This window comes from Legionella parisiensis (assembly GCF_001467945.1).
GTDB lineage: Bacteria > Pseudomonadota > Gammaproteobacteria > Legionellales > Legionellaceae > Legionella > Legionella parisiensis.
The window spans coordinates 376,915-397,953 of sequence record NZ_LNYQ01000012.1 but is presented as its reverse complement, the minus strand read 5'-3'; the positions used below and the strand labels follow the sequence as shown (position 1 = coordinate 397,953).

The window sequence follows — 21,039 nt, the reverse complement described above, 5'->3', positions numbered from 1 at the left end:
GTTGTCCTACTGAAATTTAGATAGAGTATGTCGTCGTATTGCCAGGGCCTTTTTCATTTTCATCTACCGTGACTTCAGTATATTTTCGTTTCTTTTTATTAGAATTTCCACTGAATTGAAACGCTGGACTCCAAGTTGATCTCATCCTTTCAAAGCCGCTTTCCTCTCTCTTTGAATGCTCCTCTTCTTCCAAACCCTGAGGATACTCCTCTTCTTCTTCCAAACTTTGAGGATACTCCTCCTCTTCTTCCAAACATTGAGGATACTCTTGTTCAGCAGCATCAAAATTAAAACCAGGGGTTAGGATTTTTTCATTTTCATCAAAATCAGAACAAAATGTTAAGGCCCATTCGTCCTCTTGCTCTTTCTCAGCAGATAGGATTAGCTCCACAAACTCATCTAAATTATAGCCTGGAGTTTTGGGTATCACATATTCTAGATTAATTCCAGCCTCACCCCATGTCGCGTGGTAATAATATTGGGATTCATTAAAATCAGCTACCACTTGCGACAAGGTCGTAGGTGAGGCGCTGTAATCATAAACCTCATAAAAGGCAAGAATTTCTTCACCTGATTGAATTTCACGTGTGGTTATATATGTATTGGTTTTAAAATCAAATCGTACATTCGCTTCGTGTATCTGCTTCGCTCCTTCGATGCAATAGGCTTCTGATGCTTTTTCTTTAGTATAAAGATATCCCCCCCTACTGGACTGTACTAAATAATTGGTATCAATACCTTCCCGCATCGCCCATAAGTTCATCTCACTGCTCCTTTTGGGGACATCATCCCTTTGCTCACCAATAAGCTCGCATAGTGGTTTTTTCGCTGGAATTTTCTGTGCACTAAACAAAGAATAACGATATTCTCCTTTCCCTCGCTCTGTAGGTGCAATAACTAAATGGTAAGGTGATTTTCTTTGCAGCTCCATTTTTTGATTTTTTTGAAAGCGCGCTACATCTTCTGATTGGTGCAAATCATAAATTTTAGGATCTAAATTTTTGTCTAAATACATTTGCTTTTTCGCTTCTTTTTTTCGCATACCTGCTCTTACAGTTAGCAAACTGAAAAATTCTTTTATTTCCTCTCGCGTACTCATGGTCCTTGTTGTCAATTCTTGATCTTGTGTTTTAGCCAAGTCATACAGGACTTGAACTAAAGTTTGTGGTTGGCGGAGGATTTGAGGACGCGCTTTTGTAAAATAATCATCTCCATAAGAAATAGTCAACTCATCAGCAAAAGCAATTCTTCGGGTTGCAACATAATAGGCATGGTAATCAAATTGAATATTTCCGAACTCATCTTGTTGTTGATGACAAATGACCTTTACTTCTAAATTGGGCTTTTTCGCATGGTTCACCCAGCGAGTACTTGTCCCAGCTTCCAACAAATCAATTACTACAGCATATTCATCTTGATCATCTAAATTCAATTTCCAAACAAAGGTAGAGTTTCCTTGATACTCTTTGACCATGCGATCTATCTCAATATTAGTTCCTATACCGAATAAATCAATACCTTTTATTTCCCCAACAATTTCTCCTTTCTTAAATGATTTGCCAGCATATACGGCCAGTTGTTTGGGGCCAAGATTAGGAGCTGCAGCTATAATTATGTCCTTATCATAATCTGTGGATAGATAAGTAAAGCCTGGTTGGCGACAATTATCCTGCAAATAATGACATAGCCTCAATCGAGACTCACTCTCCTCGGGAAAAAAAACCAATTGATCTGCACTCATTTCCGCAACAGCTTGCTCTCGAGCTGCACCATTTAAAAATTTAACGGGTAGTGTCATTTTTATTCTTCATAAAGTGTATTTGCAGTGGATTTTAATAAAAAAAAATAGTCTGTCCAGCTATTTGTTGGGCAAAAAGTTTCTTCACAATTCTATTCACAAGTTAAAATCGATGATTCACTTCAGATCATATTGATGGTAAATAATTGATTAAGACTTTTGCATTCGCACCAAATTCTGGAGCAATCATTTTAAATGAATTCAAGCGTACGACGACTCTAAAGCACAGGAGATATTCCAGCTGAGGGACAGTTTGTAAGCCAGTATCTTTGCCTTATCAAAGGCTTTCTCAACTTAATGAACAATTTTTATCAGAACTCTCAGATGCCTCCTTGTAACCCTGTTTAAGCAAGGCATATAAATCTTGTCGTGCTTTTAGCCAGTCAATAGTCTCTTCTCTAATTTGCAACACCTCTTTTGTTGCAATTTGATTCATTTCTTTTTGTTTTAGACTCCAGAACAATCCGTTAATGCTATATCCTTGAGCGAGCCTCTTTTGTGCTGGAGTAACACATGATTCTTTAATTCGATCTAAACAATCTTTTTGCTTTGCTTGGAGATCCTGTAAAATTTTTTTCTCGTCTTCTAAAATCTTACCTAATTGTATCAATCCCTTTTTGTTCAATTCTGCATGTAATTCGTGTTCAATAGTATCAATGGTTGTCTCAGGGGCCATACGTCCGAGAAAAACAGTAGAAATATTCTTGGAGGAAGAACCAAAAAATCTTCCAACAGGACAAACACCAGTTTGAGCAAAAATACGACTATACATAGAGGCTATCCTAAATAATACAATAATTGTCCATTATCTCATTATTATTTTTCACAAGGCAATTCATTATCCATCCTTAAATGAATGGTCATTTTGTTTTGAATTTAACTTGGATATGGTATAAATTTGGCGGAAATAAGCATGTTTAGGATTTGTATGTTTTTAAAAACGTTCTTTCGTCCAACTATCCCCACTAAGCCTATCTCCTCAAAGGAATGGCTTTATACGCAATTTAAAGCGAGTGGATTAGACAAACGTTTTCCTCAATCCCTTCGTGACAAAACGCAACAATCTGCAAAAATATTTTATAATCAACATTATTTTGCTCATAATGGTACCGGTGCGCCTTTCTCTCTATGTAGAGCATTAACCAAAATACCTGCAGTCACTGTTTCCGGGGATAGGGACGGTGTGTTTCAAAATGGAATCTCATTTCCGCAAACACCTGATTTTTTTGCACGCATTCCATTAACACATCCCGAACTTTTATCGCCTATTGAACGATTGTCTGCAGCTAAAAAAATTGTTTTTTCCAATAGCTCTGTCTTTGCTTCAGGAGGCTATCCTGCAATGAATGCAAGAAAGATAAAGAAAAACCCCTATGATGTAGGGATTTTTTCCCTTGCTGGCGCCACTTTTGAAAATCCTTATCTGCATTATTCATTGTTCATGCTGGATCCGATAAACTCTAAAATCGATAATCCAATGTTCGCCCATTTATTTAAAAATCTACCAACTGATTTTAACGAGGCGCAGACATCCCTTGGCCCCTATGATTCAAACGAATTCCTTACTCGTATTCGAACTGGATTTCCATTTCTTGCACGTTCAGCCCCTAACAAATTTCATTCATCCTTTAACAGAAAAAATGCGGTACTTTTTTTATCTGCTGCATATTTTCGACATCAGTTGGAAGATATTTCGATGCTGCTTACTGCAGTTAATGAAGCAGCTAAAGAGGCAGGAAAACCTGCTTTATTAAAAGCCACTGCGGTAGGGATGGGTTTTTTTGCGAAAGTGAATGCTCAATATGACATACAATATCTTCTCTATCCCTATTATCTTCGCGCATTTCAACAGTTGCTGCAGGAAAACTCCTATCCTTGGATTGCTAAAATTGAATTCCCCACATTTAGTGAGCAGTTTCAAGAACAGTTTGCCTCCATCATGGATAAACCAATTGAGCAGGTTGAAGTATATCAACAATATCGAGACGTCCTGGAATATACGGAAGAAGAAATTGCAAACTATTTTGTTTGCGCAATTAATCCTTCAGATGCGTTCGCCTATATAGGAAACGAGTGGGGATTTAGTAGTGTAGAAGCAATGATAGGTTTAAACTCATCATTGCGTATCGATCAAATACCGTTAGCAAATCCTTTGCTGCTTGACTCTGACCATCATATTCCGGTCAAAATCAGCAGCACGTATGATGCTGAACTAGTAGACTTAAAATCCAAGGGCTTACATTTGTAATGCGCTTGTACTTTCTAAGGCTCTGCGAACCTCGCTCAGAATTGTTTGATCCCGGAGGAAAAGCCGCCCTAACTTCTCTTCCGGCATATCAGCGTATACCGTTTTGCAAAGCTCGACAAATGTTTTCTCGGCATTGTTGATCATTAACCAGGTAAGAACATCTTTTTCAGTAAGTAGATCACTTATGCGCATTGTTTTTGGTAGATCAGCATTATAATCATGCATGAAATTAGGTACTAAACCACCACTCATGAATTTTTCCCTGTATTTAGGGCACGTAGAAGCAATGAACTGACTGAAGGGAATATGTTCTACAATAATTTCCTCATTTTCATTATCATGCCCTTCACTTTCAATTCCTGTTTTATATTTTAACATCATGAGTGACGTTGATTTACCATAAAATTTATGTATCCATGAGTACTGTGCTTGTGATTTATTTTTATCTATAAAAACCATTAAATCTTTTAAAGAGGCACAGGCTCCCCATCCAAAAGGATCTTTATTAAATCGTTGATACTCGCATACGGTAGAGTGGCGAACGTTTAGCAATTCGCTTCGTGGAATACGTGGAAGAATTCCACCTTGTTGATGAAAGATACTAGGAGCTCGTCCATCTAGACGTACCAGTATAGAAGTTTTTTGAAGTTTTATTATTTCATTTCCAACTGCTGGATTACCCATCTCCAAAAAACTTTTACTAATATTTACGCTCTTATCAAAAAATTTATAAGAAGAAAATTTTGCAAACATAATCCCCTCAAATTACTAAGCTAAAATTTACATTGACGGCGATTATATAACAGAAATATTAAATAAATATTAAGCAGTGTGATTAAATAAAGTGGTTTAAGATCAACGCATCTTGCCATGCTTTATGTATGGCATCTAGATGGTGACTGGCGATAGAGTTACTGCTGCACGCCTTGTGCATGTTGAATAAATAACCGCTTTATAGAGGTTAATCCATTGCATAAACTTAAACCCAAACCACGCAGAGCAACAAGTGGAGTAAATGAGTTACTGAACAAACGTTTAAATCCTTCCATCAACATGATAATTTGCCATACTTCATGTTTACGCTCACGCTGATAAGCACCTAATGCCTTTTTGGATAAAAGGGTATCTTGGGCTGCATCCAAATGCCGAATCCAAGAACTCACGTCAGCCAGACCAACATTTAAACCCAAACCTGCTAAAGGATGGATCGTATGTGCTGCATCGCCAAGAAGTAACCAACGATCGCCTGCATATTGTTTCACATGCCTCATCTGTAAAGGAAACTGATGACGCGTACTGATAACCGCTACCCTACCTAGCTTTTTAGCAAAAGCCTGTGTTAAGGACGCATTAAACTCTTCATCAGAGAGACTCATTAATTTTTTTGCATGTGTGGAAGTGGTGGACCATACAATGGAGCATTGATGCACATCGGCAAGCGGTAAAAATGCCAAAGGTCCATCAGTATGAAAGACTTGATAGGCAGTTTGTTGATGTGCCTTTTCGACAGATACAGTGGCAACCAATGCATGCTGATCATAGGACCAGCTGTTTAGGGGCACTTTAAGTTTTTGCCGTGCTGGTGAATTAGCCCCATCGGCAATCATTAACAATTGTCCTTCCCACTCCAGTTGGCTGCTGCATACTTTAACTCCTGCGTCCTCGTTAAATAGCCCCTCTACACGATTGTCAGGAAATAAACGAATGGAAGATTGTGCGGAAACTTGCTGCAATAACGCTTCTTTTAAAATGGACTCTTCAATGATGCTTCCTAGGTTCTGCGCGCCAACGTAACGGGAATCAAAATCAATATGCGCTCCACTTGCTGCGTCCCAAACAAACATACGGCTGTAGGGAGAACAGCGTTTCTTATCCAAATGCTGCCACGCATTTAATTGCTGCAACAGTGTTTGTGATGCATGATTAATCGCATAAACGCGAGTATCGGAGCGTTTGCTATCGACTGTTAATGAACCCGCATCAATAACTGCCACAGAGTAACCTCGCTGAGCCATAGCCAAGGCAGCGGTTAAACCTACAATGCCACCGCCAATGATTAATACATTAAATTGCAGACTCATTTCTTTTCCTTCATAACTGTTCTTTTAGCTTTGGCAAAGCAATTTCACAAACCAAATCAGGAATCACACCTCCAAACCCTCGCGCATATCGAGCTAAAAGGTTCTTCAAAGCAGGAATATTATCAAGAGCCATCAATCCTAAACCACGCGCTACGCCCAGTCCCGGTAAACGACTGGTAAATACGTGAATTAAACCATCTGTTAAACGAGTAATAGTTTTTTGATCATGCGCTCTTAATCGCACATAATGGTGCAACATCTGTGCATTAAGCCCTTGCTCAACAATACATTGTGCTAAAGTAGCCACATCTCTAAGCCCCAGATTAAACCCTTGCCCTGCTACTGGATGCAAAGTATGTGCAGCATTACCTACAAAAACGACTGGCCATTTGATTTGCATTGGCATTAAAACTTGGTGTAAAGGATAAGAAAAACGTGTGCCAACTTTAGCAAAACGACCTAAACGATAACCAAAAGTCTGTTGTAATTCCTGTAAGAATGCAGCTTCGGATAAAGACAACAAGTGCTCAGCCTCTTTGGCAGAAACAGCCCAAACCAAAGACATTCTGTTTTCTTGCATGGGTAAAAGTGCCAAAGGCCCACGTGAAGTAAAACGTTCGTAAGCACGGTGCTCGTGCGGTTTAAGTAAACCCACGTTAGCTACAATCGCGTATTGGCCATAAGACTTGGTTTTTGCCGGTAACGAACAAAAACGACGCACTGCAGATTGCGCCCCATCTGCAGCAACAATAAGACGTGCGGTAACGTTTATTTCTCCGGAATTCGTGAGGATTGTTGCTGTATGGTTTTCATAATCCAAAGAGTGCAAGCTCGCTGGAGCAAGCAGCTGGTCATGAGGTAATAACTGATGCAAAGCTTGGTTTATATGTTGCATTTCCGCAACGTAGCCTAAAGGAGCATTTAACTCTCCTTGCAGACGCGATATCCCGAAATGATGTTGATCGGAAACATGAATTGTGTTTATGGCCGTTGCATGATCCTTCAGGAGGTCCCAAACACCAAGCATATTTAAAATACGCCGGCTTGCGGGGGAGAGCGCTAAGGATCGGGCATCAAAATCAGATTTTATTTTATCACTAAACGGCTTGGCTTCTACCAACAAAGTACTATAACCTAATTCTTGTAAAGCAAGCATTAAGGTTGCACCGGTTAAACCACCGCCAATAACTAATATATCAATTTCTTTATTAATCACGCATTAATGCCTCAATCTCATCTACATCCACAGGCAATGCCGCAGTTAATACTTCATGACCTGTTTTTGTTACAACTACATCGTCCTCAATACGCACACCGATGCCCCACCAGCGTTTATCCACTCCTGGAGCATTCGAGCTAATGTATAACCCCGGTTCGACAGTTAAAACCATCCCGGGTTCTAAAGGCCGCCATTCGTCATTAATTTTATAAAGACCGCAATCATGAACATCGAGTCCCAACCAATGTCCTGAATTGTGCATGTAAAACGGTTTATAAGCCTCTTTAGCAATTAGCTCTTCCACGTCTCCTTGCAAAATGCCCAACCCCTTAAGTCCTTCGGTTAAAATGCGTACCATAATTTGTTGCACAGCATTCCAAGGAAGACCCGGTTTAATTGCCGCGATCCCTGCTTTTTGTGCTTTGAGGACCAATTCATAAATATTTTTTTGCTCTGGATTGAATTTACCATTGACTGGAAATGTTCTCGTAATATCTGCAGCATAGTTTTCATATTCGCCCCCTGCATCAATAAGTATCAAACTGCCTTGATGTAAGGGTTTACTATTCTCTGTGTAATGTAGAACACAGGCATTTTCTCCACAACCTACAATAGGATCATAGGCTACACTACGGCAACCATGGCGGCTGAACTCATAAACGAGCTCTGCTTCCAGCTGATACTCATGTTGCAAATGTTTACAACGACGCATTGCATGTTCATGTGCTTTAACAGAAATACTTGCTGCCCGGCGCATTACCTCAAGCTCAGCATCGCTTTTAAATAAACGCATTTCACCTAATATAGGCTCCAAATCGCACAACTGCTCGGGAACTTTAACTCCTCGCCGCACTTGCTCTTTAAGGGCCGCCAACGAATGCATGATTGTTTTTTCTAATTCTGGATTTCGCGCAAGAGTGTAATAAATCGCTGATTTTCCATTTAATAATTTGGGTAATTCTTCAGTAATACTGTCTATTGGAAAAGCAGCTTGCATGCCCAGTTCAGATAAAGCCCCATCTTGTCCTAGACGCTTTCCAGTCCATTGCTCTTCGGCGGGGTTACGTGAACGATTAAATAAAATACTCTGTGTATTTGTTCCCGTGATAAGAACCAACAATGCATCAGGCTCATTATATCCAGTTAAATAATAAAAATGGCTATCCTGCCGAAAACGATAATGAGCATCACCATTACGTAATACTTCATGAGCAGCAGGAATAATGGCGACAGTGTCCTTGGGCAGTGTCTGCGCCAATTTGTTTCTTCTTGCTTGATATTCTTGTTGGGAAATCATAATAACATCCTTTTTAATGAGTTATTCCAGTATGACCGCCACGCTCTTTCTCATTCATTACTAAATCACTGTGTAAGCGAAGCACTGCCATTCGAGCGTACTCGCTGACTTCCATTAACGCACGTTCATCTTCTTCATCTACATCCAATGTATCACAATCAAGTTCGGCAAATTCAATAAGATGCTGCAATGCATCTTGTGCTTCTTCATCATGAAATTGGTTAGCGTTAATACCAGCCAAAGTCAGCGCCTGGGTAAAACCTTCACACCATTCGCTAAACGCTTGCGCTCGCAGCAGCAAGGATTCTTCATCATCAGGCAGCATCATTTCAAATTCAAAATCCATAGTACTAATTTGTTGCTGGCTTATAGAAAAAACAGAAAACATAGCTAAAACGGCATTACGACTGACTTCATCTTTTTTATTATTTAATAAAGCACGTAAATAGGCCTCGCCTTGACTGTCAGCACCCGCACACAGATAGCCGCACATCATCCCATGCAATAAACTGACAGATATGTGCAACATCAAAACATCAACCGTTGCAGAAAATTCATCGTAATTAGGCAAACGCAAATGTTCTCTTTCTTCAGACATATTCAACTCATTAATAGAAAATACCCAATGATAACCGATTTAACGCAAGCGTTCACCCTACTAATTGCTGCTTGCGAGCAAAATTGTTACTATTCATACAAGCTCTCTATGGAATTGCAAAGGTCTTACTATCATGACGCAGATGAAATCGTGTACTGTTAAACTACTAAATAAAACTTATGAAATTAAGTGCCCAGAAGGCGAAGAACCTAATTTACTGCTTGCAGTGCAGAAATTAAATAACCAAATAATGATTAATAAAAAAAAATCAAAGCAGCTGGATAATTTCCAAACATTGTTACTTGCTGCACTTGATATCAGCCATGAATTAATACTATGCAAAAACAAACAAGCGCATCAGCAACATCAGGTGACGCAATTTATTAACTCACTAGAAAATAAAATCAACAAAATGGTAGGTGGCAGTGAGATGACAGAACATCTCCCAGATTTGGATTAATTTTGGATTAATACTGTAGATTGCAAAAATGCTTCTGCTTTCTATAAAGCAGAAGATACTCTCTAATTGATTAAAAGGACTTAAAATGAGACGCCAATGGTATATAGGGTTTGGGGTAGCTTTATTAATTATGCTAGCCTTATTTGCTATGTTTCATAGCATTAAGTGGTTTGTCGCTTTTCTTATTCCCATTATCGTAATCTGGATTTACGATCTGATTCAGAAAAAACATACCATCCTGCGTAATTTCCCAGTCTTAGGTCATGTACGCTATTTTCTAGAATTTCTTCGTCCTGAAATTCAACAATATTTTATTGCCACAGATGAAAGCGAACTTCCATTTAATCGTGAAACACGTTCGCTCATTTATGAGCGTGCAAAAAATACACGTGATACAGTTCCATTTGGTACAGAACGCGATATTTTAAGTGTTGGTTACACGTGGGCTCTCCACTCTTTAGCTCCAAAACATCATTCAGAAGTGGAATCAAGAATCATGGTGGGGGGACCAGATTGTCTACAACCGTACAATGCCTCGCGCTTTAATATTTCCAGTATGAGCTTCGGGGCACTGTCTGGAAAAGCAATTATGGCTATGAATAAGGGAGCGCTTATTGGTGGTTTTTACCAAGCTACTGGTGAAGGCGGATTAAGCTCTTATCATTTGCAAGGCGGTGATCTGGTATTTCAATTCGGAACAGCCTATTTTGGTTGTCGCGATGAGCAAGGAAATTTTGACGAGAAAGAATTCGCCGCTGAAGCCAATCGTAAAGAAGTAAAAATGATAGAAATTAAGTTATCCCAAGGAGCCAAACCTTCTCATGGAGGTATATTACCTGCCGCAAAATTAACCGAAGAAATAGCTAAAGTTAGAAAAGTAACTATGGGTCAGGATGTCATTTCTCCAATGGCTCATTCTGCTTTCGCTACCCCTATAGAGTTGCTGTTCTTCATAAAAAAATTAAGGGACTTATCACATGGTAAACCCATAGGGTTTAAATTATGTTTAGGCCGTAGAGATGAATTTCTTGCCATTTGTAAGGCGATGTTAAAAACCAACATATTACCTGATTTTATCACTGTTGATGGCGCAGAAGGGGGAACAGGCGCTGCGCCCGAGGAATACGTTAATTTTATCGGTACTCCTTTAGAAGCAGGTTTAGTCTTTGTGCATAATGCATTAGTAGGGATTAATGTGCGTGATAAAATACGTATTATTTGCAGTGGCAAGGTTGCAAATGGATTTGATTTACTTACCAATATCGCCATGGGAGCCGATATGTGCAATGCGGCTCGATCCATGATGATGGCTGCTGGCTGCCTGCAGACCAAACAATGTAATGCAAATACTTGTCCTACGGGGGTGGCAACACAAAATAAACGATTACAATATGGCCTGGTTGTCGATCAGAAAAAACATCAGGTAGCCAATTTCCATAAAAACACCATGAAAAGCTTTTTAGAAATGGTGGGCTCACTTGGTTTAGATAACCCCAGCGATTTGAGACCTAATCACATCATGAGACGAGTCAACGTGCAAGAAGTTAAGTCTTTTAATGAAATTTATGAATATCTTACACCCGGCCAACTATTAAGCGCTGATATTCCCAAGACTTATAAAGCCCACTGGGAAATGGCTGATCCTGAAAAATTTTAATTTTAAAAATCATAGCACAGCAGCGATTACTGATTACAATTCCAGATTTGGCTTCTGGTGCTTACATAAGTCTTTAGAAAATTCGTGTAATCAAAATCAATTGCAATGGCTCCCTGTATTATTTTTTAATAATATAATCATTATGAGAACATTCAAGAACCTATTTTAGCCTATACTTTTATACACGTGGTATATCGAGTTAGGTGAAAAGATGCGGTATAAAGCAGCAAGTCGTTTTAAAAAAAATAACCATTTTAGAGAGAATTTGGGTCAACTTAATGGATTATTCACTGAATTGGAAACATCAATTGATTTTTATCCACTTAGAGATGAAACGAGTATATTCGAGGCTTTGGATATTTTAGAAGAAAACCTGGATGATTTAAGTTATCTCACAGAAAATACACCACATGATGACCCGCTTAGCGAAGGTAGCTTCTTGGAAGCCAAACTTCCAGACGCTCTACGTATGCTTATTGCTGGATTTCGTCCCTTCAAAATCGATGATTTCAAGGGGCATTGTCAAAACTTGATAAATATCCATGGCTTTTCAAAATTTCAGGAAGCATTTGATGCATTATTCCTTCATGATGAGCATTTAAACAAGCGTGAAATGAGAGCCATAAAACATATAAACCGATATCTAATGAACAGAATTATGGATACTTTTGCGTCCATCACCACTGAGGGCTCAAAAAATTATGCTCAAAGTATTTTGGATGTGTTTAATAAACCCGATGAGTTTTTTCGAGAAAAAGCACTTGCGGCAGCTACAAAAGACAAGTTCCAAAAAGCGAAGAAACTGGCGATTAAAGCAATTGAGACTGAAACCACAAAAAAAATAGTGGACATAGAAAAACAAGAAATTCCTGAAGATGAAAAAAGAAAAGCGATTGAACGCGTCAAAGAAGAATCATTAAAAAAAATAACTGCTATGGAGCAGCGAGAAACCATGCCTAGGGAACTGGCCATTAAAGCAGTTGAAGCCGAAACTGCAGAAAAAATAGCAGAAATAGAAAAAAAAGGACTTCCTAAAGAGGAAACCGAAAAAGCAATTGAACACATCAAAAAAGAATCATCAGCACAAATTACTGCTATTGAACAAATGGAAACGATGCCTAAGGAACTGGCTATTAAAGCAATTCAGGATGAAACTTCTAAAAAAATAGCAGAAATAGAAAAAAAAGGACTCTCCGGAGAGGAAACAAGAAAAGAAATTGAACAAGTCCAAAAGGACTCATCAGAGCAAATAACTGCAATTGAGCAAATGAAACCTATGCCTCTTGACTACTATGTTGAGGCAGAACGCCGCAAGATGCTCGTCGAAGCACAGCGTGCCCGGGCGCTCTTCCAAAGTTATGATAAAGTGGCTGATTTTGTGCTCAACGACATTCTGGCAAAAAAAACAATGGATGAACGCACAATTACAGTGGAGCGTTATCTTTTAATTGCTGAAAAACTGGTCGCTCGAAAAAATTTTGATGCCGCTTGTCAAATTTATGCCGCAGTTCAAAAAACTCCTGTCTATCGTTTGGCAAAAACAAAAGAGGGGCTATCAGCTCATGCCCACGAAGTTCTAGAGGATCTTGATAAGTTATTTAATAAAGTATCTGATCTAAGGGTGCGTTGTGAAAAAGATAATGCATACCTCCCCCTGAATTTTACCGTGACTGATATTACATTCAGTACGGATGAAAAAAACTCATTTGTTTTGGATAGTGAAGGAAAAATAGTCAAGGGCTGTAGTGGATTGGCCGGTATGGATAAAACAATTGGAAATTGTCAGAAAGCAATTAGCGCAACATCTCATCAGCCAGATTATATGCTCTTAGAAGAAATAAACAGGAACCAAGAGGAACTGTCCTCAAAAACCCAAAAAGAAATTGACAACGAGCACGATAAGATTTCGCAGGAACTCGAACCTCGCGGTAATGCCCCCGAATCCAGCACGCTTCTTTCAAAGGTGAAGTATAAAAAATTAATTCGCTTGGGGATCGTTGATCCACCTAAAAGAAGTGAACAACACCATAAATTAGAAGAGCTGATTCACACTTTAAAACATGGAATCCAGGCTCAATTGACTCGTCTAAAAAACTTTTTTGCGGGCAGCGAAACCCCAAAAGCAAGCAGAACCTCGTCCATTCTTGAAGAAATGCAAGAGGGAGTGACTTCGCTTTTTGATAAAGTTTCTTCTTTCTTTCGCGAGAAGTTTAAATCATCAACACCTTCTTCGAAGTTTAATAGAGAAGCATTTTTCCAACTTAAAGACGCATGGAGTTTTGCAAATGAGGATGATGAAGAGAGCGAGGATGAGCATCCATCAATGTCATAGAATAAACCAGCACCATTCTCGACTTTAATCGAAACGGCTATGGTAAATCAGCACAGGAAGCATCCGGAATTGGCGTGATGCAAGCTCATATTGAGAGGGGAATAGTGTATTATCCATACAGCTGCTCCTTCCACTTAATATTGCACCCAATACTTGGTTTTTGTTCGGTGCTTACTGGGTTTCCAGCAAGAATATTATCCAGTGCGTTTTGCAAGTGGGAGCCAGTCACTGGTTTGTTATTCCCTGGTGTTGATTCATCCAAACAGCCGCGATAGACACAAAGCAAATTTTTATCAAAAATATAAAAATCAGGGGTGCATGCTGCTTGATATGCCAAGGCAACCTCTTGGGACTCGTCGTATAAATAAGGAAATGGATAGTGAAATAGTTCCGCTTCAATTCGCATTTTTTCTGGCCCATCTGCAGGATATTTTGCTGCATCATTGGAACTGATTGCTACAAATTGAATTCCTTTTTTCTGATAAATTTCAGCCAAGTCTACTATTTTTGTTTGGATATGTTTCACGTAGGGACAATGATTGCATAAAAACATAATTACCGTAGCAATGGGTGATTTAATCTGAGCAAGGGAAATCCATTGTTCGTTCCGCGTATCCATTAAAGTAAAATCAGGCGCCTTACTCCCCAATGGAAGCATATTTGATGCAGTTGCTGCCATCATAACCTCTTATGTTGGTTGTTTTTACAATACAAGGGAAGAACTTTGATTGACTCATAGTTACAACATGGTAAACGATAAATTCTTAGGAATCAAACGACCATTCTAGATTTTCATAGTGTTTGACTCACTCCAGTGTAAGGAGTATATGCGTTTCAGCTTAAGGTTAAACTATTTATCCCAAACTTCACCTGATGCATCAAAGTGAAGAAGATACAAGGAAAAGCGGCGTCATTCTTGACTTTAATCCAGATGGCCATGGTATAATCAGATTAACCCGATAGCAAGTGATTTTAGAACCAATGCTAACAGCATGGGAAGCCTCCTGAAATCGGCGTTGTGCAAGCCCGCCTTGAGTGGGAAGCCTGAACCGATTCATCCGCTACCCACTTGAACTCCAGGGTTCATAATCCATGTCTGTCGGGGCTATCTTATTACAAGCTTCTCAGCAAAAGCTTGCCCCACAAATCGTTTAACAAATGCACTCACATTAGACTAATCGCCCTTTAGCCAGGCTCTATCAAGTAACCCTATAATTCAAAAAACACGTAGTTTAATTCAGTTTTCTATAAGCTTGATATTGGATAATAAATGGATAATCAGTACTGTTAAATTGAATTAAATAAGGAAGACTATGTTTTCAAGAATGATAAATAGATCCCATACATCTAATCTGCGCCGCCACTCCATGTTCTCTCGAAATTTTGCTTCTCCAGTACCTAATTTCCAAGATAAAGAGTTGTACCATGAAACTTTAGCAATAAGAAAGCGACTATTAGACTCTATCACTCAAGAGCAATCACTGGGCTCCATGTTTAGCGCATGGTTCAATAAGCGACCGATAAAAAGCAGTTTATTTGATTTTCGAAAATTTTTAACGCCAGACCAGGTTAAATTTGTTAACTTATTGGATGAGAATTGTTATCAGCTCATCTTAGAGGAGCACTTACCAATACTTGAGAAGTTTTATAAGGCGAAACAACTAGAGCACACTGCTCTTGGCAATCTATATCGTACAATCACTTTTGAAGAAATGCTCTGTCGCTTAATCAAAGCCCGATATGAGGCGGCATACCAAGACGGTCGGCTGCTGTATTATAGAGACGGCCATCACAAGTTAAGTGAACCCCTGCACCATCTTTCTGATCGCGATAAGCTATTAGCGGTTGCTACTCCAGAGGATAAAAGTAAATTATACGAACACTATTTGACCATAGAGGAAAGTGCATTATCCCATTTGGTTTCCGCCAATGGCTATTTTTTGCCAATTGAAAATGGAGTACGCTACAGAAACAATGGGGCAGTTCCTCATTACCGTACAGGAAGTGTTATTCAGGAGTTGGAAAAAGCACATTTGGGGCCAGTATTTATTAATTACGCCGTGGGTCCTGAACTAAGAAATGGACAGAGTTTGCACTATGATGCATTAATGTGCCTGGAATATGCTGATGAAAAACCAGGCCACCCGCATTATGAACGGCGAGCCGAAGCATTAAGTCTGCAAGGTTTTGCGGCTGTTGCCCAAGATCTTTATGGGGATGAATACCCACAAGGACCCAAGTCTAAGGATGCATGCCGGTTCATAAAATTTAAATTGCCGCAGGGAGAGTTGGGCTCTAAAGAGGCTTATTTCTACATCAATGCTTATAAAACCAGGCTAAGGCATACTCTGAAACAGACGCTTATGGCAAGCGATCTCTTTATGCCGGAGCCAGGTGTCATCAGGTTAAAAGGTCTTGGTTTGGGAGCTTTTGGCATCAGTGCATTGGATAATTTATTGGAAACTTTATATCTTGAAGTCTTAGACGAATTGTTAAATACTTTGCCGCTCAAAAAAATTAATAAAGTTGAATTAATTAATTTTCCCTCCTTAATGAAGCGCTTTGATTTGCATCCAGACGATTTAGATTACTTTATGAATTATGGTAAGGATATGAGTTACCCTGCAGCGATAACGCATCCTCGAATTACAGTGGTTCAGAAATTGACCCCATGTTTAAGTGATGCAGAGGACGCATACCTGGGGACGCAAATATGCGGTGACAGTATCAGTCGTCCTGGAAATGAAGGCGCGGTGGGGTTGCCGCCCCAAAGCAGTGATGAAGCGTCCATGTATTATTCTTTAGCAGGAATAAATGCTATGCGTGAGCAAACACATGCACCGAATGAAGAGTTAATGAGTAAAATTATTGTTACTGATGGCGTACATTGCACAAAATTGGTCGATAAGTTAGACAGCGAGCTAAGCACATCTTCAAACCCCTCTATAAATCCTTCCTCTTTTTAACAGTAAGGAACAGCTGAAATTATTTTGTTATTGCCTCCTACATCCCGTCCCCACGACTTGTTCGCAGGGGCGGAACGAAGAAATAATGGATAATGAAAAAGTGATGCTCCCTCAGGTCAAAATAACCCAACCCGCCTGCCTGCGGATTGCAAGTAGCCCCTGTATTAATGCGACATAGCCAGTTCCTTTATTTAAACCACTAAATCGTCATCTTTACCCCCTAAAATGTAAAAAATGCGTAGATTAATTCAACTCCCTATAAGCTTGATATTGGATAATAAATATACAAATTCATTTCAATTCATCTTTGATAGGAGTACGTAGTATGCATTCTCGCTTATTTTTATCCGTTGCACAAAGGGCTCGGCGTAGAAATCCGAATGGATTTTTTAAAGTTGATCCTAATATAAGGGTTAGAGGCTTTGAGAAGGTTTGGTGTGATGAAGTACAAGCCATTTTACAATTACACAATATGGAGCAGGGATTTCATCGGCAAAGTATTTCATATTCTTCCACTTCTGAATCAGTTCCTTTTACACCTGAATCTGGACAGACTGCGTATCGTGGATATCCCCTTCTCAACCTTTTTTTATATAGAAAACCAACCGATGGAGGTTTATTCACCATTCCCACTTCACTCACAAATAAAGTGAAGCCTTATGAAGATATATTTGATATGTCTAAGTATGCAAAAGAAAGAGGGCAGGAAGTTCTTAAACATTTAACCGGCCATACTGAATATAGATCATACACTGAAACAGTACCAGTTGCGCTAGCCTTCGCATTGGCTAAAGGTCCTGAAAATGGGGCTATTGCTTTAGAACATTGGGCTAGAGAAGGAACGGCTTTAATAGCATCTGTGTACGGCCCTGCAGCGGCAATAGATTTTGCTCAAGTGTATGGTCTGTTATATCAGCAAGAGATTGCAGGCCCAATGCTTCCTTTTGCACGACAAAAATGTACCACAATGTTTTACAAAAAAAATGGTTCTCTAAATCCAGAAGAAGGTTTTAATATAATTTCACCATTTAATTTAAGTATAAATCAATTTTTGCTAGCCAATAATGATCCAAATGCGGTGGCAATGATCCATCAATATGACCGAAATGCGCTTAAAGCATCAATTGAGTTTAGTGAATCCTACAGAAAACTATTCGAGGGACAAATACAGAATTTGAGCAAGGATGAATTGCGGGTTCTCCACGAGCGAGCGGACAATACCTTTCAAAAAATGCTGAAATTGGAAGAAGAGTTTAGAACATATATTGCTTCCAGCATACAAATGCAGCGAGAGCAAGGCAATCTTTTAATGGCGCAATTAGATATCCCTTCTGATATATGCCTTAATACGGCGCTCCGTTGGTACATGAGTGCAATATGTTTTTCTAAAGGTAAATTTCTTACCTCTTCAAACAACGAGTGTTTATTAAACGTAAACAAAGGTGGTTTTGTTTTAGAGTTACCTCAACAATCCGGAACTCGAGTCACAAAAACGTTCAGTAAAGAAGAGGCGCTTGCTATTTTACCTCATATAATGCTCCCTACTTTTGATCTAATATCTTCAGAAGGTGACTTTGATATCAGGGAGGGTTTGCCTAAGCCTATAACGCAATTATTAACTACTTTATTTATTAACCAACTTATGGCTAAAAACGATCCACACGTAGGCCATCTCATGTTCCAAGCCCCTCATGCATGTGAAGTAAGTAGCTTATGTGAAGAAGAAATGAATAATTTAGAATTCAGCAGTAGAGAATATTACCTTTATGAATAACTCAATTTTAACACAGATACTTAATGAGAAAGCGAATCCAGGTACTATTTGTAGATTAAAAAGCTCCTTTGACTGCCCGGAGGAAGCACGACATTATATGGATGGTGCTAATGCCATATCAGGAGTAATTGGGCATTTGCAACAAGAGATAATAAAAGGTCAGCTGAAATATAATGTACATTTAATGTTGTACAATCAATTTGATAAACAACAATTTAAGGATTTTATAGAGGGGTTTGAGAGTATCGAGATAATACCAACAGCGGTTTCTATGGCAGTTTCTAATGAGAAGCAATAAGCGGATTGAGAATAATTTTCTCGTTGTTGGATAACGGAGAGCATTTCTCTAGAGAGGACTTCTAAAACTGCGCCAATGCATTACGCTCCTCTTAAGCGCAAATAATTTACTGAAATAACCCTATTTGTCTTAAGAGGAGCATCTCAAACTAAAGGAGCTTATAATCAGCACAATGAGTAGCTCCTGATAAACGGAATCGCGTCACTCGTGACAACATATAGCATTCCTTTTCTTGCAATATATCAGCAATAAATCAAATAAATTAACTGTAATGACATTCAGCGGCATCATCTTGTGGGTTATCTATTTATTAATTGCTCTTTCAATAAAAGATATTCATCTCGAACCTTGGCCGCTGCTTCAAACTCCATGTTTTTTGCATGCAAATACATTTGCTTTTCCAAAGTGTTAATGTGTTTCACTAATTCCTGCGTTGACCAATGTAGGTACTCCGGGCTTGGTTCGGCAACTGCAGCGTTACGCTTTCCTTGATAAGCCCCTTCCATGATATCGGTTATGGACTTACTGATCCCTTTAGGTGTGATTCCATACGCCTCGTTAAATGCTTTTTGCTTCTCACGTCTTCGGTCAGTCTCATCCAAAGCTCTTTGCATGGAACCAGTAATCTTATCCGCATAAAGAATGGCGCGTCCTTTCATGTTACGTGCTGCACGTCCTATAGTTTGGATCAAAGAACGATCGGAACGTAAAAAGCCCTCTTTGTCTGCATCTAAGATAGCAACCAAAGCGACTTCTGGCATATCCAAACCTTCGCGTAACAAATTGATTCCCACCAAAACATCAAATACTCCCAGACGCAGGTCACGAATAATTTCAACCCGTTCTACAGTATCTATATCTGAATGCAAATAACGGACTTTAATACCATGTTCATTCAAATAGTCGGTTAAATCTTCTGCCATTCGTTTTGTTAAAGTAGTCACTAAAACTCGTCCATTTTCTTGAATTACGTTACGAATTTCTGACATTAAATCATCAACCTGAGTGCGCACAGGACGAATTTCCACCTCCGGATCGACAAGTCCTGTAGGACGCACTACCTGTTCGGCTACATTATCAGAATGTTCTTTTTCATAAGTGCCTGGAGTTGCTGAAATGTAAATTGTTTGCGGCGAGCGGCCTTCAAACTCTTCAAACCGTAATGGTCGGTTATCCAGAGCCGAAGGAAGCCTAAAGCCATATTGAACCAAGGTTTCCTTACGGGAGCGATCTCCTCGGTACATCCCACCAATTTGGGGGACAGTAACATGGGATTCATCAATAATCAGCAATGCCTCATCGGGCAAATAGTCAAATAAAGTTGGTGGAGGTTCACCCGCCTCACGTGCTGATAAATAACGGGAATAGTTTTCAATACCGGAGCAATATCCCAACTCAAGCATCATTTCCATATCAAAAACAGTACGTTGCTCTAAACGCTGTGCTTCGACTAATTTATTCTGCTCCTTAAACTCAGCCAGACGCTCTTGCAACTCTTCTTTGACCCAATCCACGGTTTGCAAAATACGATCACGCGGCGTCACGTAATGCGTTTTAGGGAAAATAGTGATCCGCGGCACACGGCACAGAATTTTCCCGGTAAGCGGGTCAAATTGGGCGATGTTTTCCACCTCATCATCAAATAATTCGATGCGTATTGCATCCCGTTCTGAATCAGCAGGAAAAATATCAATTATATCGCCATGCACGCGAAACTGGCCACGCTCAAGGGATAAGTTACTTCGAGTGTACTGCATTTCAGCAAGTCGTCTTAAAATTTTACGCTGATCGGATTGTTCTCCACGGGACAGATGTAATACCATACGTAAATAGGAATCAGGATCACCCAAACCATAAATGGCAGAAACTGTTGCGACAATGATCGCATCTTTACGTTCAATTAAGGCTTTGGTTGCAGACAAACGCATCTGTTCTATGTGCTCATTGATGGATGAATCTTTTTCAATAAAGGTATCCGAAGCAGGAACATAAGCTTCTGGCTGATAATAATCATAGTAGGAAACGAAGTATTCCACCGCATTGTCGGGGAAGTATGCTTTAAATTCGCCATAAAGTTGAGCAGCAAGCGTTTTGTTGGGAGCCATGATCAAAGCAGGACGGCGCATGGCTTGAATAACATGTGCTATAGTAAAAGTCTTGCCCGAACCAGTCACCCCTAAAAGGGTTTGTTTGGATAAACCTGATTTCAAGCCGTCAATTAATGAGGCTATGGCGGCCGGCTGGTCGCCAGCGGGCTTATAATCGGCATATATTTTAAATAAATCTTTCATATCTTATTAGTATATCTCAC

16 protein-coding genes and 1 other RNA gene are annotated in these 21,039 nt (G+C 39.5%); 8 read left to right on the top strand and 9 right to left on the bottom strand.

What is annotated here, in order from left to right; all coding sequences use genetic code 11:
* Window positions 1-16: 16 nt before the first annotated feature.
* Together Lpar_RS04400 and Lpar_RS04395 are read right to left on the bottom strand one after the other, a co-directional pair.
* Entirely contained in the window at window positions 17-1,798 is a 1,782-nt protein-coding gene (locus Lpar_RS04400; RefSeq protein ID WP_058516771.1) for an SET domain-containing protein-lysine N-methyltransferase, read from the bottom strand.
* Window positions 1,799-2,087: 289 nt separating this feature from the next.
* Entirely contained in the window at window positions 2,088-2,570 is a 483-nt protein-coding gene (locus Lpar_RS04395) for a hypothetical protein (protein WP_065236066.1), read from the bottom strand.
* A 156-nt stretch (window positions 2,571-2,726) separates the two neighbouring features.
* On the opposite strand from Lpar_RS04395, the gene Lpar_RS04390 reads away from it, so the two are divergent.
* The gene (locus Lpar_RS04390; RefSeq protein ID WP_058516770.1) at window positions 2,727-4,046 is read left to right on the top strand and encodes a hypothetical protein; all 1,320 of its coding nucleotides are present in this window, start codon (window positions 2,727-2,729) and stop codon (window positions 4,044-4,046) included.
* Here Lpar_RS04390 and Lpar_RS04385 read toward each other — a convergent pair.
* The 5 genes from Lpar_RS04385 to Lpar_RS04365 form a co-directional block, all read right to left on the bottom strand.
* Window positions 4,035-4,799: a hypothetical protein gene (locus tag Lpar_RS04385; protein WP_058516769.1), complete on the bottom strand. Its 765-nt coding sequence runs from the start codon at window positions 4,797-4,799 to the stop codon at window positions 4,035-4,037. The genes Lpar_RS04390 and Lpar_RS04385 overlap by 12 nt on opposite strands.
* A 158-nt stretch (window positions 4,800-4,957) precedes the next feature.
* Window positions 4,958-6,127, bottom strand: a complete 1,170-nt coding sequence (locus tag Lpar_RS04380) for a UbiH/UbiF/VisC/COQ6 family ubiquinone biosynthesis hydroxylase (protein WP_058516768.1) — start codon at window positions 6,125-6,127, stop codon at window positions 4,958-4,960.
* A gap of 10 nt (window positions 6,128-6,137) precedes the next feature.
* Window positions 6,138-7,343 (bottom strand): 2-octaprenyl-6-methoxyphenyl hydroxylase, encoded by a 1,206-nt coding sequence (ubiH, locus tag Lpar_RS04375; RefSeq protein WP_058516767.1) that lies wholly within the window; start codon window positions 7,341-7,343, stop codon window positions 6,138-6,140.
* The gene (gene pepP / locus Lpar_RS04370; protein ID WP_058516766.1) at window positions 7,336-8,643 is read right to left on the bottom strand and encodes a Xaa-Pro aminopeptidase; all 1,308 of its coding nucleotides are present in this window, start codon (window positions 8,641-8,643) and stop codon (window positions 7,336-7,338) included. The genes ubiH and pepP overlap by 8 nt, the downstream gene beginning before the upstream one ends.
* Window positions 8,644-8,656: 13 nt before the next feature.
* Window positions 8,657-9,241: a UPF0149 family protein gene (locus Lpar_RS04365; RefSeq protein WP_058516765.1), complete on the bottom strand. Its 585-nt coding sequence runs from the start codon at window positions 9,239-9,241 to the stop codon at window positions 8,657-8,659.
* A 133-nt stretch (window positions 9,242-9,374) separates the two neighbouring features.
* Here Lpar_RS04365 and Lpar_RS04360 point away from each other — a divergent pair, with 133 nt between their 5' ends.
* The 3 genes from Lpar_RS04360 (at window position 9,375) to Lpar_RS04350 (ending at window position 13,690) form a co-directional block, all read left to right on the top strand.
* Entirely contained in the window at window positions 9,375-9,701 is a 327-nt protein-coding gene (locus Lpar_RS04360; RefSeq protein WP_058516764.1) for a cell division protein ZapA, read from the top strand.
* 85 nt (window positions 9,702-9,786) lie between these two features.
* Window positions 9,787-11,358: an FMN-binding glutamate synthase family protein gene (locus Lpar_RS04355; protein ID WP_058516763.1), complete on the top strand. Its 1,572-nt coding sequence runs from the start codon at window positions 9,787-9,789 to the stop codon at window positions 11,356-11,358.
* A gap of 211 nt (window positions 11,359-11,569) precedes the next feature.
* On the top strand, window positions 11,570-13,690 hold the full coding sequence (locus Lpar_RS04350) for a RasGEF domain-containing protein (RefSeq protein ID WP_058516762.1): 2,121 nt from the start codon (window positions 11,570-11,572) through the stop codon (window positions 13,688-13,690).
* A 109-nt stretch (window positions 13,691-13,799) separates the two neighbouring features.
* On the opposite strand, the gene Lpar_RS04345 is transcribed toward Lpar_RS04350, so the two are convergent.
* The gene (locus tag Lpar_RS04345) at window positions 13,800-14,369 is read right to left on the bottom strand and encodes a thioredoxin family protein (protein ID WP_058516761.1); all 570 of its coding nucleotides are present in this window, start codon (window positions 14,367-14,369) and stop codon (window positions 13,800-13,802) included.
* 271 nt (window positions 14,370-14,640) lie between these two features.
* On the opposite strand from Lpar_RS04345, the gene ssrS reads away from it, so the two are divergent.
* From ssrS to Lpar_RS04330, 4 genes are all read left to right on the top strand, one after another.
* Window positions 14,641-14,801: non-coding RNA, 6S RNA (ssrS, locus tag Lpar_RS18300), on the top strand.
* Between the two features lie 202 nt (window positions 14,802-15,003).
* Complete coding sequence (locus tag Lpar_RS04340; protein WP_058516760.1) at window positions 15,004-16,656, top strand: hypothetical protein; 1,653 nt, start codon at window positions 15,004-15,006, stop codon at window positions 16,654-16,656.
* Window positions 16,657-16,981: 325 nt separating this feature from the next.
* Window positions 16,982-18,430 (top strand): hypothetical protein, encoded by a 1,449-nt coding sequence (locus tag Lpar_RS04335; RefSeq protein WP_058516759.1) that lies wholly within the window; start codon window positions 16,982-16,984, stop codon window positions 18,428-18,430.
* Window positions 18,423-18,728, top strand: a complete 306-nt coding sequence (locus Lpar_RS04330; protein WP_058516758.1) for a hypothetical protein — start codon at window positions 18,423-18,425, stop codon at window positions 18,726-18,728. Before Lpar_RS04335 ends, Lpar_RS04330 begins: the two co-directional genes overlap by 8 nt.
* Before the next feature lie 299 nt (window positions 18,729-19,027).
* On the opposite strand, the gene uvrB is transcribed toward Lpar_RS04330, so the two are convergent.
* Window positions 19,028-21,019 (bottom strand): excinuclease ABC subunit UvrB, encoded by a 1,992-nt coding sequence (gene uvrB, locus Lpar_RS04325; protein WP_058516757.1) that lies wholly within the window; start codon window positions 21,017-21,019, stop codon window positions 19,028-19,030.
* Window positions 21,020-21,039: the final 20 nt, after the last annotated feature.

What these genes read in the sequence shown, in the direction of transcription:
- Lpar_RS04355 (WP_058516763.1), top strand. Translation starts at nt 9,787, where the DNA reads ATGAGACGCCAATGGTATATAGGGTTTGGGGTAGCTTTATTAATTATG.
- Lpar_RS04350 (WP_058516762.1), top strand. Translation starts at nt 11,570, where the DNA reads ATGCGGTATAAAGCAGCAAGTCGTTTTAAAAAAAATAACCATTTTAGA.
- Lpar_RS04395 (WP_065236066.1), bottom strand. Translation starts at nt 2,570, where the DNA reads ATGTATAGTCGTATTTTTGCTCAAACTGGTGTTTGTCCTGTTGGAAGA.
- Lpar_RS04360 (WP_058516764.1), top strand. Translation starts at nt 9,375, where the DNA reads ATGACGCAGATGAAATCGTGTACTGTTAAACTACTAAATAAAACTTAT.
- Lpar_RS04345 (WP_058516761.1), bottom strand. Translation starts at nt 14,369, where the DNA reads ATGGCAGCAACTGCATCAAATATGCTTCCATTGGGGAGTAAGGCGCCT.
- Lpar_RS04400 (WP_058516771.1), bottom strand. Translation starts at nt 1,798, where the DNA reads ATGACACTACCCGTTAAATTTTTAAATGGTGCAGCTCGAGAGCAAGCT.
- uvrB (WP_058516757.1), bottom strand. Translation starts at nt 21,019, where the DNA reads ATGAAAGATTTATTTAAAATATATGCCGATTATAAGCCCGCTGGCGAC.
- Lpar_RS04330 (WP_058516758.1), top strand. Translation starts at nt 18,423, where the DNA reads ATGAATAACTCAATTTTAACACAGATACTTAATGAGAAAGCGAATCCA.
- Lpar_RS04365 (WP_058516765.1), bottom strand. Translation starts at nt 9,241, where the DNA reads ATGTCTGAAGAAAGAGAACATTTGCGTTTGCCTAATTACGATGAATTT.
- Lpar_RS04340 (WP_058516760.1), top strand. Translation starts at nt 15,004, where the DNA reads ATGTTTTCAAGAATGATAAATAGATCCCATACATCTAATCTGCGCCGC.
- Lpar_RS04380 (WP_058516768.1), bottom strand. Translation starts at nt 6,127, where the DNA reads ATGAGTCTGCAATTTAATGTATTAATCATTGGCGGTGGCATTGTAGGT.
- Lpar_RS04385 (WP_058516769.1), bottom strand. Translation starts at nt 4,799, where the DNA reads ATGTTTGCAAAATTTTCTTCTTATAAATTTTTTGATAAGAGCGTAAAT.
- Lpar_RS04390 (WP_058516770.1), top strand. Translation starts at nt 2,727, where the DNA reads ATGTTTTTAAAAACGTTCTTTCGTCCAACTATCCCCACTAAGCCTATC.
- pepP (WP_058516766.1), bottom strand. Translation starts at nt 8,643, where the DNA reads ATGATTTCCCAACAAGAATATCAAGCAAGAAGAAACAAATTGGCGCAG.
- Lpar_RS04335 (WP_058516759.1), top strand. Translation starts at nt 16,982, where the DNA reads ATGCATTCTCGCTTATTTTTATCCGTTGCACAAAGGGCTCGGCGTAGA.